The 12,840-nt window shown below is 54.2% G+C and carries 9 protein-coding genes; 5 read left to right on the top strand and 4 right to left on the bottom strand.

Annotation, left to right across the window (positions count from 1 at the left end):
- The 3 genes from Pla52o_RS27590 to Pla52o_RS25925 all read right to left on the bottom strand — a co-directional run.
- Positions 1–187 (bottom strand): hypothetical protein (locus Pla52o_RS27590; RefSeq protein ID WP_231612670.1); only part of this gene is annotated, 187 nt, incomplete at its 3' end.
- Between the two features lie 292 nt (positions 188–479).
- On the bottom strand, positions 480–2,507 hold the full coding sequence (locus tag Pla52o_RS25930; RefSeq protein WP_146597550.1) for a methyl-accepting chemotaxis protein: 2,028 nt from the start codon (positions 2,505–2,507) through the stop codon (positions 480–482).
- The gene (locus Pla52o_RS25925; RefSeq protein ID WP_146597549.1) at positions 2,507–4,237 is read right to left on the bottom strand and encodes an ABC transporter substrate-binding protein; all 1,731 of its coding nucleotides are present in this window, start codon (positions 4,235–4,237) and stop codon (positions 2,507–2,509) included. Before Pla52o_RS25925 ends, Pla52o_RS25930 begins: the two co-directional genes overlap by 1 nt.
- A 329-nt stretch (positions 4,238–4,566) precedes the next feature.
- Between Pla52o_RS25925 and Pla52o_RS25920 the strand changes: the two genes are divergently transcribed.
- Both Pla52o_RS25920 and cydB read left to right on the top strand, forming a co-directional pair.
- The gene (locus Pla52o_RS25920; protein ID WP_146597548.1) at positions 4,567–6,051 is read left to right on the top strand and encodes a cytochrome ubiquinol oxidase subunit I; all 1,485 of its coding nucleotides are present in this window, start codon (positions 4,567–4,569) and stop codon (positions 6,049–6,051) included.
- Complete coding sequence (gene cydB / locus Pla52o_RS25915; protein ID WP_146597547.1) at positions 6,048–7,076, top strand: cytochrome d ubiquinol oxidase subunit II; 1,029 nt, start codon at positions 6,048–6,050, stop codon at positions 7,074–7,076. Before Pla52o_RS25920 ends, cydB begins: the two co-directional genes overlap by 4 nt.
- Here cydB and Pla52o_RS27760 read toward each other — a convergent pair.
- Positions 7,073–7,198: a hypothetical protein gene (locus tag Pla52o_RS27760; RefSeq protein WP_261343370.1), complete on the bottom strand. Its 126-nt coding sequence runs from the start codon at positions 7,196–7,198 to the stop codon at positions 7,073–7,075. The genes cydB and Pla52o_RS27760 overlap by 4 nt on opposite strands.
- A gap of 375 nt (positions 7,199–7,573) precedes the next feature.
- On the opposite strand from Pla52o_RS27760, the gene Pla52o_RS25910 reads away from it, so the two are divergent.
- From Pla52o_RS25910 to Pla52o_RS25900, 3 genes are all read left to right on the top strand, one after another.
- Positions 7,574–9,538 carry an AI-2E family transporter gene (locus Pla52o_RS25910; RefSeq protein WP_146597546.1) on the top strand — a complete coding sequence of 655 codons (1,965 nt, stop codon included), beginning with the start codon at positions 7,574–7,576 and terminating at the stop codon, positions 9,536–9,538.
- Between the two features lie 13 nt (positions 9,539–9,551).
- Positions 9,552–9,935 (top strand): response regulator, encoded by a 384-nt coding sequence (locus tag Pla52o_RS25905; RefSeq protein ID WP_146597545.1) that lies wholly within the window; start codon positions 9,552–9,554, stop codon positions 9,933–9,935.
- A 423-nt stretch (positions 9,936–10,358) separates the two neighbouring features.
- A complete protein-coding gene (locus Pla52o_RS25900) occupies positions 10,359–12,776 on the top strand; it encodes a DUF4838 domain-containing protein (RefSeq protein ID WP_197169541.1) in 2,418 nt (805 codons plus the stop codon).
- Positions 12,777–12,840 lie beyond the last annotated feature (64 nt).

Genomic DNA, 12,840 nt, shown 5'->3' with positions numbered 1-12,840 from the left:
CGAGTGCTTCGTAGCTAGCACGCGTCCTTCTTCTTTTGGGTTCGAGAGAGCAGCTGCCCACGTCGGTGGGTTGCAGCTGTATTTTGCCATTGCCCATTGCCCATTGCCCATTGCCCATTGCCCATTGCCCATTGCCCATTGCCCATTGCCCATTGACGTTTCGCACGAGCGGAGAGCGGTGAGGCACTCATCGCTCCATCTTGGCGTCCGCAACCGTCTGAAGATGCGGATCCTCAGCGTCCAATCGACCGAGCTAGAGCCACGCACCCCCCGGAAAGAGACTCTGTCCCCTCTTAGGTGTCCCATTTCCAGAAATGGGACAGAGCTTTTTATCTGGGGGGACGCGTCTGGGGTAAACACGCTTGCCCCAACAAAGTGCTCTGTCCCCGATGGGTTATGGTCCCCGATGGGTTATGCAGTTTTTTGCTATCACGAATGCTGGTTGGCGTTCCTGAATCAAGAGGCGAATTTGAACGTCGCTAACTCGCGGTCAAACTCGATAGCTCTTGACTGAGTGAGTTCAGGTTGCGTGCAGCTTGTTCGATTTGCCCGATCGCTTCGACATTGCTTTGTGTGACGCGATTGATATCCCGAATGCCATCGTTTAGTTGACTAACCCCCACGGCTTGCTGGTTGGCCGATGCTGAAATTCGCGTCGCCGATTCGGCAGTAACGGCAAGCATGGATACGAGTTGACTAATCCTTTCGCCCGCACTTTCGACAACCCGGCTGGCTGATCGCACGGCATTGTTCCCTTGCTCGGTTGAATGCACTGCATCTTGCGTGGCTTCCTGGATCTCACTGAGAATTTTGCGGACTTGGATGGTCGCCTGTTTGGATTGCTGTGCCAACGACTTGACCTCCGCTGCGACTACTGCGAACCCGCGTCCATGCTCACCGGCACGCGACGCTTCGACCGCCGCGTTAAGAGCCAGAACGTTCGTTTGCTCGGCAATGTTCTTTACGGTCGCCGTGATTTCGCCAATCGCGTGGGCGCGTTCGGCCAGCAACAAGATGCGTTCCGCAAGCGATTCCACTCTGCTTTGCACTTGCAGCATGGCAGCAATCGATTCTTCGATCGCTGCCCGTCCAGCGTTGCCCACGTCATCCGCTTGGCGAGCTGATTCGGCGACTTCCGTCGACCGCTGAGCCGCTTGTTGAGCGGTTTGTGCGATTTCGTTTACCGATGCGACCGTTTCGGAAACGCTCGACGCTTGTTCCTGTGCTCCCAACGCCTGTCGAGACGTCGTGGTCAAAATCTGCTCGCTGGCCACCGTCAAACGTTGCACCGCATCGCGAATCGCGTGAAACAATGTTTGACGCTCCGCTTCGGTCTGCTTCCGGAGAGTGATGTCTTGCAGTGTGGCGATGATCAGTTTTTGCTCCATGTAATTCATTTCGCGCACCCGCAGCGCGATCGGGCATTCACCTCCTGTGCGTTTACGTGCTACGACTTCATGTTCATCGTAGCCGGACAATGGATTGGAGGTTGATGTATGCCAATCGGCATCTTGGCCTCGCCCCAATGCAGGAACGAACGGTTCCACATCGGTTCCAATCGCATCCTCACTGCGACATTCGAGCAATCGCTCGGCGGCCGCGTTCATCGATCTCACCTTTCCCTCCGAATCGATCGTCAAAATACCATCGGCGGTTGAGTTCAACACCGCCAACGTGCGACGCTCTTCATGCGACAATCGTCCCAACGTCGATTGCATGTTTTCCACCATTTGATTGAACGCAGCCGCCATCGCACCGAGTTCATCGTTGGCTTTGATTTCAATGCGTTCGTCCAATCCCTCGATGGCCCCGGTGGAGGCTAATCCGGCAATACGTGACGCCACACTGCGCATCGTTTCAAGAGGGCCGATAATGGAGGTAGCGGTCAGATAGCCGAGCGTGGCGACAAGCAGCGTTAAGACAATGATCACGGTGGTATAAGCTTGACGTGCACCGACGTATCCGGATTGAGCCGATTCAAATGCGGTATCCGCATTGTCCTCGATCGCTTGCATCCAAGAATCCAAAGCTCGTTTGACTTCAGCAAATTGCTGATCTTCGGCTTGAATCGCGTTGATGAACGCTTCTTCACGATAGTCATCGAGTACTTTGCTGACCGTGATATCTTTGATGCGTTTGTACCGACTCCATTTTTCTCGTAATGCTGCAAACGCGGAGATTTCCGCAGGATCGCTCGATGATGTATCCCAATGCTCAAACGCGAGTTCAATTGCGTTCGTTTTCACTGCTTGCTGACGACTCAAACTCAGTTGCATCTCTCTGTTTGGCGCCATCACAAGCGTCAAGGACAATTGCCTCAGTTCGTTCAGTGGTTCCAAAATTTCGACCGACCCGCGACGCAATTTGAGTGCCGTCTTGCGAACCTCGTTGACCGAGTGAAAGGTGGTGCGTGCGGTGATGATTCCATAGATCCCCAGCAGACAGAAGGCGATCACAGAGGTCGTCACCAACACCAACAATTTAATCCAAACCCCACGTTTTCGCATTATTCGGACTCCTCGACACTCGCCATCCGCGTGATCCGTACTGAGCCTTTGAATTCGTCGGGATAGGGACCGCGTCGGACTGACCAATGTTGATCCGTGACTTGGATTTTCCACAATGGCGCACAAGCCATCTGGTAAGGGCGAAACACCACTTCTTTGTTAACTGCTAAGACTCGGTTGGGTGTCGGCATGAACAACATGTACGCTTCGTCATAGGCGCGTTGCATGATCTTGGCCACGATTGCGTTGAATCTTGGATCCCCCACACTGGCTTCAAACATTTCATCAATGAACGCGTCCATGATGGGGTCGGGATAGACCGTACTCCAGACATTCGTGGTACGGTAGGCAATGAAAGCGGTATAGGGATGGTTGAAAAACCAGTCGTCATTTCCCCACACCAATAAGTCCCACTGCGTTTGATTCTGGTCCGCATGGGTCAATAGCAGTGGACCGAATATTTCAGCTTCACTCGGTGTCGTTGTGATTTCCAGTGTCACCCCCACTCTCTTTAGCTGAGATTCAATCCCACGCCACATCGGAAGAAAATGGCTTTGAGTCAGCACTTTGAGTTGCAAGCCATCGAGAATCGACTTCAAGCGTGTTTGATTTGCCGGCGCATAAGGATCCTTCACCTCGGAATAAGGTTTCAAATTCTTGACGAACTCACGCACTCCCGGGAAATAGGGCGAAGCCATGGTTGGCGAAAGGCTGCCTTCGTTATCGAAAACAAAGTACAGCAGATTTTGTTGGTTGAGTGCTTCGTTTAACGCGCGACGTACGACAGTGTCGCGAAGTTTCGGATTGCCATTAATCATATTGATATGAATGGCAATGTTGTTGTTTGAAGGCGACGTGATCACTTTGGCGAAAGCAGACAAGATCGTCTCGACCTTATATTCCGGTGGAATATCCGTAATGTCGACTTCCCCTTCACGATGCAGAACCTTGTTTTTGGCATCCAGCGAATCCAACTGGGTGAACACGGTGATCGTTTCGACTTTGGGATACTCCGAATTCCAATAATAGGGATTCGCTCTCAGGACGGCTTTCGCGGTTTGCCGATCGCCTTCGAGATAACCTTCGCTCAAAACATACGGTCCCAAGCCGTAGGGACCCGGTCGCGACAGATTGGGACAGGTGGCCTTGCCGTTCCACCCCCCACAAATTCGAAGATACTCGGCAGTGTAAAATTGCATCCAAATCAGATCGTTCATAAAACACCCGTACTCTTCGCTCAAATGAAAGCGTACGGTGTCATCATCAATCTTTTCGACGTGGTCAAACACTTGATCGATCTTGCTATAGAGCGTCGGCTGTTTCTTAAACGCCTCCATGTTCAAGACGACGGCATCCGCGTTAAAGGGACTGCCGTCTTGAAATCGGCAGCCTTTCCGAAGTTGAAATTCATAGGTGGTTTCGTCGATCTGGCGATGAGAAACCGCCATGTCATACTCCCAGCCTTGAGCATTGTCGGACGGTTTGATCATCGCTCCGTTGATCGCATGCGACGTATATAAATACGGCAGCGTGGGAAGAAAGACCTTGACGTGAGAACCGGGGACAGCGTGGGGAAGCGCCCTGACATCAGCGTCATCGGTCCGCAGTCGTAGCGGTTCGATGGGCCGCGTTGCATCTTGCGCCGTCACTAACACGGGGTCGGACAAGCTCAGGTAAGCAATCACCGAACCCGCCATCAAACCAAGCAAAAAAATGCGTTTCAGGATCATGGACGCGATCTCGAAAGGAAGGCCGTCAGCGCAGCCGAATTCGTCGTAGAGCGTCCTCGACGAGGGAACGACCGCATTACGTAGTTTAGCGGGGACGGACCAATGCTACTAAATTAATTAAAAACTTCTCAAAAACAGCTCCGAGACGATCACATCGTGACCTTTGTCTGTCGTGCCCACGGTTGTCCCGCTCTTGGCTCACGCAGCCGCTAAGTACAAAACCGGCACCGAAGGACACTCCATCGCTGGTGCGTCCCTTTGCCACTTCTTTGCATGCTGTTTGCTTTTCGCCACAATAATGAGGTGAGACACCAGGACAAGGAGATTCGATGGACGTTGAAATACTCAGCCGACTGCAGTTCGCGCTCACCATCATGTTCCACTATTTGTTTCCGCCGCTATCGATCGGACTGGGACTGCAACTCTTCTTGTGCGAATGGCGTTACTTTCGCACCCGCGATCCGGCATGGGAGGCAGCGGCGCGGTTTTGGACTCGCGTGTTTGCTGTGAATTTTGCGATGGGGGTCGCCACCGGCATCGTGATGGAGTTCGAGTTTGGCACCAACTGGGCAGCGTATTCACGTTTTGTTGGCGACGTATTTGGCTCGGCTTTGGCCGCGGAAGGCATTTTCGCCTTCTTTCTTGAAAGCGGCTTTTTAGCGGTACTGGTGTTTGGCTGGGATCGTGTCGGAGTGAAAATGCATCTCTTCAGCACGCTGATGGTCTTTCTGGGATCGGTGTTTAGTGCCGTCTGGATCGTCGTGGCCAACAGCTGGCAACAGACGCCGGCCGGATACCACATCGTTTGGCATGACGTTCAAGGCGAAATGATGCCGAGAGCGGAAGTGACTGATTTTTGGCAGATGGTGCTCAATCCGTCCTCAGTCGATCGGTTGACCCACACCCTGATTGGCGCGTTCGTATTGGGATCATTTTTCGTCGCATCGGTGTGCTCGTTTTATCTGTTGCGGCAACGCCATCTCGAAGTCGCGAGACGATGTCTGTCGATCGCATTGCCATCCGCGTTGCTGTTCACCCTCTTGGCTGCACTAACCGGACACGACTCGGCTCAGAAATTAGTGGAGACTCAACCCGCCAAGCTTGCCGCGATGGAAGCACATTTTCATACCACCGATGAGCCCACCGGACTGTATCTGTTCGGATGGCCCGATGCCAAAAACGAAAAGGTGCATTTGGGCGTGCAATTACCGTACTTGTTGAGTGCGATGGTTTACAACGATCCGATGAAACCGGTCCCCGGCATGGACCAAATTCCTGCCGACGAGCGGCCTCCGGTGTGGCTACCGTTCCAAATGTTTCACTTGATGGTCGGCATCGGAACGATGATGATCGTCGTGGCCGCGTTTGGGTGTTGGTCGTGGTACCGTGGCTTGTTGGAGAGACGACGATGGCTGTTATGGGTGATTGTCGTCATGCCCGTCGCCGCGATGACCGCCAACCAAGCCGGCTGGATTACCGCCGAGGTCGGCCGCCAACCGTGGATTGTCTACCCTTCAGTGCAAGCGGGTGTTCCAATGATGGGGCTGAGAACCGCGGACGGTTTGAGCGAATCGGTGACCGCCGAACAAGTGCTTAGTTCAATCATCTTGTTTGGCGTCATTTACTCGCTGCTGTTTGCGGTATGGGTGTTTGTGCTTCATCACAAAATACAACATGGTCCCGAATCGCCCGAGGAATTGACGCGGTACAAACTTCTCCGTAGCGGAGAGCATAACAACGAATCAATTTCCGAGGTGATTAGCCACCAAGGAACGTCGCGTGGCGGTGGATTGATGGAGGACGACGAACGATGAGTTACGAAGCGTTGACATTCATTTGGTTCGTGCTGTTGGGCGTTTTGCTATGCGGCTATGCGATTCTAGATGGATTTGATCTCGGGGTCGGAATGCTGCATCCGTTTATCGCCAAAGATGACCGCGAGCGGCGTTTGGTCATGAATTCGATCGGCCCGTTGTGGGATGGAAACGAAGTCTGGTTAGTGACCTTTGGCGGGGCACTTTTTGCCGCGTTTCCCGTCGCTTACGCGACGGTATTCAGCAGTTTTTACACCGCATTCTTTTTACTGCTGACCTGTTTGATCGGCCGCGCGGTCAGCCTTGAATTTCGCTCGAAGGTCCAATCGGCTCGCTGGAGATCGGTATGGGATGCTGGCTTTTTCCTCTCCTCGTTGACCGCCGCGGCGCTGCTAGGCATTGCCGCCGGGAACATCATGGCGGGCATGGAACTTGGCCCTAAATACAAGTACGAAGGAAGCTTGCTTAGCCAAATCTATTGGTACCCGTTGCTCGTCGGCGCGTTGACCGTTTCGTTGTTTGCACTTCATGGTGCGATCTATTTGTATCTAAAAACCGAAGACGAGCTTCAAGATCGCGTGCGGCGTGCGATTCCTCGTTTGATCTACGCGTTTGCCAGTTTGTATGTCATCGTGACGCTGGCGACATGGTGGCACGTCCCGCACGCGACTGAAAATATCGCCGCGAACCCAATTCTTTGGATCGTTCCGATTCTCAATGGATTAGCGGTGATGAACATTCCTCGAGCGATGCATTTGGGGAAACCCGCCTACGCATTTTTCACATCATCGATGGTAATTTTGGCGTTTGCGTCGCTCTTCAGCGTCGCCATTTTTCCCAATTTCATGCTCTCGACGATCGATCCAGCCTTCAGCGTGACCCTCGACAACGCCCGCAGTAGCCAACAAACCCTAGGCACCATGTTGATCATTGCAGCGATCGGGATCCCGTGTGTACTGAGCTACACCGTCACGATTTATTGGATTTTTCGAGGTAAGGTAAAACTCGATCCACATAGCTATTAATCACTGAATCGTTGTTCCGGCCCGATCACCCCCGCCGCTGATTCGCCGGGTTGTGGGCCCAATGGAATCATTGCTGGCAACCCAATCAACTCGCGTTTGGTGTCATCGTCGCGTGGTGTCATCGTCGCGTCTCAAAAAGGTTGTCTTTCTGGGAAGTGAAGCGTTCGAGAAACGCAAAGCGACATCCCGTGAGGGTCCCAATCGGTGTCGTCTGCGTTTTCGGGTCTTTCAGCCCCCAACGCTTTCGACTTCGGCATTTTGCAACGTGCGGCTTGTCGCCGGGAGACAGCATTTTTGTGACGCGAGCACGATTGAATCGTAGGGCGTCGGTACGCGGTTTGCGTTCCCTTGTCGTTGTTAAAAAAGTGTTATCTCGTCACGAATCTCGTCGGCGTTTAAGACACGTTCGCAGTCCACCTCTCGGGCGCGTCCTCCCTTCATTTCCCGCGAACGCTCTTGTTCTTTTCACGTTCTCCAAAGTCAACCGGCAAACATGAATGGTAAAGCCTAGATCCGAGCTTGCGACCCTCGCGGCGGTCGCACAACTGTTCGCGGTCGTATTGATTGTGGCAGCACTATTCTTTGCCCGCGATGTCTTCATTCCGCTGGCACTTGGATTGTTATTGTCATTTTTGCTCAGTCCGATTGCAAACCGACTGCAACGGCTTGGCATACCCAACGTGCTTGCCGTGATCACGACTGCGGCGTTTGCCTTCATCCTGCTTGCGAGTGGCTTTACCTTACTTGGTCGCGAACTTACCACGTTGGTCGGTGAGCTGCCTAAGCACAAAGACGAGCTAGTGGAAAAAGCACGTGGCGTGGCCGGGCTGACAACGAGCGTAGGAGGCTCGCTTGGCAATTTGGCCGACCAGGTTAGCGAGGCGATTACCAAAGAAGGGGAGGCGATCGAGGCGACTCCGCCCGAGCAAACGGTGTTCCAGCGATGGACCGACAAATTGTTACCAGCCCAGAGCGACTCCGTAAAGAAGCTCAACGATGGAACTTCCGTCAAAACACCACTCTACATCAAGCAGGTTGAAGCCGACGTTCCCTTGGCCACCTGGGCGGCAACCGCGGGAACGGTGTTGGGGCCGTTGGCGACAGCGGGACTCGTCAGCGTGTTTGCGTTATTTATGTTGATTCACCGCGACGATTTGCGTGACCGCATCATCGCCGTGATCAGTCATGGTGACTATGTGACCACCACTGAAGCGCTCGACGAAGCCGCGCAACGCATCAGCCGCTATCTGGTCGCTCAAACCTTCATTAACACCAGTTACGGGATCGTGTTGGCGATCGGATTGACTTCGATTGGAGCGTTCATGACCCCGGACGGCGTTTTCCCGAACGCGATCCTCTGGGGCGTGTTAGCGACCTGCTTGCGTTATATTCCGTATCTCGGTCCCACCGCGGCAGCAATCTTGCCGGCGACGATCGCATTATCGGTCTTCCCCGGCTACAGCGTATTTTTTGCGGTGGTTGCTCTGATCACCGTGATGGAATTGATCAGCAACAACGTGCTTGAGCCATGGTTGTATGGAACGAGCACCGGGATTTCGGCCGTCGCCGTGATCATCGCCGCCGTGTTCTGGGGATGGTTGTGGGGGCCCGTCGGTCTGCTGCTTTCAACGCCGTTGACGGTTTGTCTGGTGGTACTAGGACGCTACGTGCCGAGTTTCAAAATTCTTGCGACGCTGTTGGGAGACGAAGTTGAAATCAAGACCTCGATGAGGTTCTACCAACGGCTGCTTGCGGGCGACGAGCATCGCGCTCGCGAGGTGCTCCGCCACCATTGTCACCAACATGATTTTGAGACAAGTTGTGACGACGTGCTGGTGCCCACGATCAAACGCATTCGATCCGATCACGATGCGGATCATCTGAATGATGGCGACGCCCACCGGTTGTTTGCGATGACGGGTGGCTTGATCGCTGAGTTACCGGAGCTAACCGAATCGGATGACGCGCCAATCGCGTCCGAAGCGTTCGAGCATGATCGTCCCACAGTAATCGGTTGCTCGTCTCATCACTTTAGCGAGGCGTTAGTTCTAAATCTTTTGCGACTTGGTGGTGACGAGTCTTTCCAACTCGAAACCATCGACGATGACGTGATGCCGCAAGAAATCAGTCGGCAGGTCGCCGCCAAGAACCCCGTCGCGGTCGTGATCGTCGTCGTGCCTCCGGGCGGATTGCCTCAAGCCCGATACCTCTGCAAATCAATTCGTGACGAAGGGTACCAGGGAGCCGTCGTGGTCGCTTGTTTAGGTAAGTTCAAAAACTTCGATCGCTTATTTGTCAAGTTTCGCAAAGCGGGTGCGACCAGCATGACCACGTCTTATTCTCAGACCCGTAGCAAAGTCGAATCGATTGTGCGTCGATCTTATCCCGCCCCGCGAATTGCGTCCCTCGGTCTTTCGGGAGCGACTTCCGGCTCCGCGAACCTGACCGATCCCATTACTTAGAAGGTAATCAGCCATGCCTACCATTCTCGTTGTCGACGATCACGACGACATCCGCGAACTATTGAGACTGCGATTGGAAAAGCGTGGTTTCACAGTCACCTGCGCTCGCAATGGACTCGAAGCGGTTATGGCTGCGGCCAACGCTCCGCCCTCATTGATTTTGATGGACGTCAACATGCCTGAACTCGATGGCCTCGAGGCGACGATGCAAATCCATCAGGCCGATGAAGGACATCGCATCCCCGTCATCGCGTTGACCGCCTATGCAGCGTCTGGCGACGAAGCGGGAGCGATCGCGGCGGGTTGTGACGCGTTCCATACGAAACCAATCGACTTTGAAAAACTGTTTGTTCAGATCAACCAACTGATCACAACAACATCCGCCCCGTCTTCGTAATCGCAGACCTTCCCAGCTTGTCGAACTCCAAACCAATAACGCCTTGCTACGTAGATTCGTCGAGGACGAGGGGAACGGCGCCGCTTGGGATCTGATACGATGTGAAACAATCACTCGTTTGCACAAATACCTACCAACGCATCTCGGTTTGCCTATCGCGCGTCACGACGAGACGCCCCCACCACCGCTGGAGAAGAGACCGATCGAATGCTGCGACACTCCTTTGGCATTCGGGTCCTGTCGCTGGCTGAACTCTGCTACGCCGAGCACGGGCGGTCCAATGAACGACGGGCTTGAGCATTTGATGCATAATGGCTTCTGCAATATTCTTCGTTAAAGCTCCCACGCTGACGATTCCTCCTTCGTCCATCCTGCGCATCAGACACACCTATGAAACATCCTGTGATCGCATTGCTCCTGGCTATGACATTTTCCATCCCCGCCGGAGCTCAATCCATTGAGTTGATTCAAAACGGAACCAGCCGCTATGTAATTTACCATGAAGCCACTGCGCCTCGATCGGTGACTCGAGCTGCTACTGAATTGCAGGACTACTTGCATCGCTCCAGCGGTGCGAAGCTACCGATTGTCACGCGTCCAGCCCCCAAAATGATCTCTCTGGCAGACAACGCGGCGTCCCGAGCTGCAGGTTTTTCGGCGTCAAACATTCCGTGGGAAGGATTCCGGATCGTTACGAAGGATTCCAACGTCTACCTGATCGGTCGTGACACGGCGGATCGGCAACGGACGCCCAACGGCGGCAGAGCGTCGGGAACCTACAATGCCACCTGTGAATTCCTGGAACGCTTTGTGGGGGTGCGTTGGCTCATCCCCGGAGAACACGGTGACTACGTCCCGAAACACACGGACCTAAGGATTCCTGAGACCGACGTCAGCGACGCTCCGGCGATGCAAAACCGCCGCGTGCCCTACACGCAGGAACGGCGCCCAGACGTGCAACAGTGGTGGCATCGACAACGGCTCGGGTGGAGCTTGTACCTGAATCATTCTCACAATTGGCGTCACACGATTCCTCCTTCCCATTTCGAGCAGCATCCGGAATGGTTTCCGATGCGGGCCGGCGTGCGTGTTCCTCCCACGGGCCGATACAAACTCTGTACCACGAACGCGGAGTTGGTTCGTGCTTACGCCGACGCAACCATCGCATTCTTTGATCGCAGCCCAAGTGCAACGTGCTACTCGTTGTCGCCATCGGATTCCTCAGGCTATTGTGAATGCGAGCACTGTTCGGCGCTGTACGAAATAGATCCGCATGGAAAACGGTCGGTCACCCCCGCGATTCTCACGTTCTACAACGACGTAGCCAAGCTCGTTGCCCAAAAGTATCCGGATAAAATACTCGCGGGATACGTGTATGCGGAGTATCTGTTCCCGCCTAAAAAGACGATCAAACTTGAACCCAACGTGTTTCTGGTCTGGGCTCCAAGTTTCGACTATGGTTTCACGCTGGCTCGCCCTGAACTGCAACAGCAATGGGAACAGGTTCTCGCGCAGTGGACCGAGGTCACTCACAACCTCGCCTACTACGATCTGCCGGTGAATATTAGCACCGAAGCTGGAGCATTGAATCCGCCGGGGCTAGAGATTCTAAAGTTCCTGTACCCTCGGCTGCAGGCTGCCGAAATAAAGGGCGTGTATGTTTACGGGATTTCAGCGTGGGGGCGAGCCGCACCGCTGAACTATCTGCTGGCGAAACTGGCATGGAACCCGCAGGCCGATGTCGAGGCATTATTTGATGAATATTGCGTCAAGGCATACGGGGCTGGCGGCCAGGAGATCAACCGGATGTTCCGAGGACTGGACCGCGAGGTCGCTCGTCATTACCGCGAATTCCCCAACGCTAGCTACACGTTGACGCCGGACATGATGCGGGACATTTATGCGAAAAACCTGCCGCAAATCGAACGGCTTTACCGCTCCGCCGAAGCAAAGATCCAGGACACTGACGCCAAAGCGCGACTCGCGATGATCGGCGATAACTTGACCGTATTGCACTGGAACTTACGCCAGCATGATCTGCTGGACGAACCAAAACGCTCCAGCTTCTTTCTTTCGGACGCCGAGTTCTTTGCGTTTCTGTCGAGCCATCAAGGATCGCTGGCTCTGCATCCAGGAACATCTAGCAATGCCCCGTCCTATGTGAAAACAAAGCAAAGCGTCGACGTGCCGCCAAAGTCGCAGCAGACCGAGGCGGTGCGACCGTTTCGCCTGCGTGGGGACCAACATCTGATACTGCGTCCCACCACGGACGCTCAAATGGAAGTCAAATTCAGCCGCATGGCCACTCGCGGGAAACTGGTGACGTACAGCGTCTATCGCCCCGATGGCACGGCAGTGACCAGCGGTTTGATGAGTGACGAAGTGCCGCTGGTACTGGAGGCCGATGGTGCCGAATACTATCACCTCGTGATTTCAGCAGGGACGGCGTCGTTCATGATTAAAACCAGCGGGGCCGCGTGGGCGGTCGATAGCACGTTGTCCGACCAAGGGCTGCATTTACTGGGGACAGCAACACCGCTTTACTTTTATGTCACGGAACAGACGCCTGCGTTTCACTTGTCTTTGGAAGCGACACCTCCGGGCGAAACGGCGGTTGCCACACTTTATGCCCCCGACGGTCAAACCGTGACGGAGTTCGACTGCACAAAAATTTCGGTTGATCGCCAAAAGATTAAGGTGGCAACTGGCCAGACCGGCTGGTGGAAACTGGAGATTCAGAAACCAGCCATCGGCCAGATCGATGACGTGTGGGTCAAATTGGCGGCCCCACACAGTGGCTACTTCTCACTCGATCCCGCTCAGGCTGCCGCGGTGCGTTAGAACCGTTCATCGACGGTCGAACGAGTTCGGCTTGCACGGCAACCTGCGAAAAAATCGCTGCGAG

The sequence above is a fragment of the Novipirellula galeiformis genome (assembly GCF_007860095.1).
GTDB classification, from domain to species: Bacteria; Planctomycetota; Planctomycetia; order Pirellulales; family Pirellulaceae; genus Novipirellula; species Novipirellula galeiformis.
This window is presented reverse-complemented; position numbering and strand designations above follow the sequence as displayed.

Excerpts from the sequence above, each read along its gene's own strand:
- Pla52o_RS25930 (WP_146597550.1), bottom strand. The coding sequence starts at position 2,507 with ATGCGAAAACGTGGGGTTTGGATTAAATTGTTGGTGTTGGTGACGACC.
- Pla52o_RS25925 (WP_146597549.1), bottom strand. The coding sequence starts at position 4,237 with ATGATCCTGAAACGCATTTTTTTGCTTGGTTTGATGGCGGGTTCGGTG.
- Pla52o_RS25920 (WP_146597548.1), top strand. The coding sequence starts at position 4,567 with ATGGACGTTGAAATACTCAGCCGACTGCAGTTCGCGCTCACCATCATG.
- cydB (WP_146597547.1), top strand. The coding sequence starts at position 6,048 with ATGAGTTACGAAGCGTTGACATTCATTTGGTTCGTGCTGTTGGGCGTT.
- Pla52o_RS27760 (WP_261343370.1), bottom strand. The coding sequence starts at position 7,198 with ATGACACCACGCGACGATGACACCAAACGCGAGTTGATTGGGTTGCCA.
- Pla52o_RS25910 (WP_146597546.1), top strand. The coding sequence starts at position 7,574 with ATGGTAAAGCCTAGATCCGAGCTTGCGACCCTCGCGGCGGTCGCACAA.
- Pla52o_RS25905 (WP_146597545.1), top strand. The coding sequence starts at position 9,552 with ATGCCTACCATTCTCGTTGTCGACGATCACGACGACATCCGCGAACTA.
- Pla52o_RS25900 (WP_197169541.1), top strand. The coding sequence starts at position 10,359 with ATGACATTTTCCATCCCCGCCGGAGCTCAATCCATTGAGTTGATTCAA.